This window comes from Cytophagia bacterium CHB2 (assembly GCA_030263535.1).
GTDB lineage: Bacteria > Zhuqueibacterota > Zhuqueibacteria > Zhuqueibacterales > Zhuqueibacteraceae > Coneutiohabitans.
The window spans coordinates 1-1691 of sequence record SZPB01000668.1 but is presented as its reverse complement, the minus strand read 5'-3'; the positions used below and the strand labels follow the sequence as shown (position 1 = coordinate 1691).

The 1691-nt window shown below is 52.1% G+C and carries 3 protein-coding genes; all 3 read right to left on the bottom strand.

The window, feature by feature from the left end; genetic code table 11:
- A partial coding sequence (locus tag FBQ85_30075; GenBank protein MDL1879380.1) for a UDP-N-acetyl glucosamine 2-epimerase occupies positions 1–411 on the bottom strand: 411 nt, incomplete at its 3' end.
- An 11-nt stretch (positions 412–422) separates the two neighbouring features.
- The gene (locus FBQ85_30070) at positions 423–1190 is read right to left on the bottom strand and encodes a hypothetical protein (GenBank protein MDL1879379.1); all 768 of its coding nucleotides are present in this window, start codon (positions 1188–1190) and stop codon (positions 423–425) included.
- Between the two features lie 8 nt (positions 1191–1198).
- The coding region (locus tag FBQ85_30065; protein ID MDL1879378.1) for a long-chain fatty acid--CoA ligase at positions 1199–1691 on the bottom strand (493 nt) is incomplete at its 5' end.

Here is a 1691-nt window from a genome sequence, read left to right as displayed (position 1 = left end):
AATGCGGTTGATCTCTTCGGGCATGGTACGATCGAACGAACGCAGGCCGGCTTCGACGTGCACGAGTTTCACGCCCATTTTTACCGCCACCAGGCCGCAGGCAATGGTTGAATTCACATCGCCGACCACGACGACAATATCCGGTTTGTTCGCGGCAACGATCTTTTCAAACTCGATCATGATCTTGCCGGTTTGTTCGCCGTGGCCGCCGGAACCCACGCCGAGATAAACGTCGGGCTTGGGCAAGCCGAGATCCTGAAAAAAAAGCTTGGACATCTTCTCGTCGTAATGCTGGCCGGTATGCACCAGGCTCGCTGCGATTTCGGTATGCTTGCGCATCTCATCGATAATCGGCGCGATTTTCATGAAATTCGGCCGCGCACCGACGACATTACAGATTTTCAACGGCATGAAGGCTCCTGCTAGTTCAAAATTTTTCCAACGCCGATCCGAACGGCGGCTCGTGAGTCCGTATTGGCAAAGGTGTTCGATTCGAAAAAACGAAAGTCCAAGCCCAACGTAAACTCCAGGGCTATTTTCCGTGCTTGAACATGCAAATCACCGCCACCCAAAAGCACGTGGTAGTTGGGAAAATTTAAATTTGGTCGCCAGGGCCGGCGATGATCGAATACGTAGGCATAATTCAAACTCGTGGCCAGGCGCACCGCGCCATGGAATTTATCCATGCCGATCCCATAACCAACCTGGCTGCTGAGAGCATCCGATCCGGAAAACGGCAAGCCGGCGCCAACCGATAGGCGAAGAAAAGTCCAGGGCAATTTTGTCCAGGTGTGATCCAGTTGAAAGCCATACCGTGGAATATCCGCTGAACTGACATGAATACCGAATGATTTGTAAATCATCACCGGCGTTTGTTCGGTTTTTAACCGAGGGAATTTTGCCTGCGATAAATCTACGATAAAAATGTTGCCGCGTTTGCGCAGCGCGGTGTTTTCTAGGTGTTGGGCAACAATGGCAGAGGCTAGATCGGCATCTGAGGTTCGCACAGAATCAACCACTTTTAGATAAACAACATCTCCATCGGAGGCAAACAAACAGCGATTTTGCACACGGTGCACGGTGAGCATCATGCTATCGCCTCGTTTCAAAAAAACTTCAGCCGTTTGTGCTTGCGCCCAGGCTGCGGTGACGCTTAAGAGACAACTGGCCCACCAAAATCTTGCTGGCATAATGACCCTCAGTTATGACGGCGCCGTAAGGGTTCCTTCATAATCTTCCCGGATTCATTTTTCGGGAGTTTTTCCTCGACGATAACCTGGCGCGGCACTTTGAATTCCGGCAAACGCTCACGGCAAAAAGCAATGATCTCCTCCGCCAATTCGTCGTCTTTGCCATTCACGGCTTCGGGTTTGAGTGAAATATAGGCGCAAATGGCTTCGCCGAGATATTGATCCGGCACGCCGATCACCGCGGTTTCGAGAATCTTGGCGTGTTCGAGAATAACTTCTTCAATCTCCTTCGCACTCACGCGATTGGCGCCGGACTTGATCATGTCACGCTTGCGACCGACGACATAGAAAAATCCTTCTTCATCTTTACGGCCCAAATCGCCGGTGTGAAAACCGTGCTGCGTCAGCGCGTTGCGCGTTTCTTCCGGCTGATTCCAATACCCGGACATGATGTTCGCGCCGCGCGCCACGATTTCGCCCGCTTCATCAGCGCCGGCCTCC

Bases quoted from the DNA above. Each gene is read 5' to 3' on its own strand.
- FBQ85_30070 (MDL1879379.1), bottom strand. From the start codon at position 1,190: ATGCCAGCAAGATTTTGGTGGGCCAGTTGTCTCTTAAGCGTCACCGCA.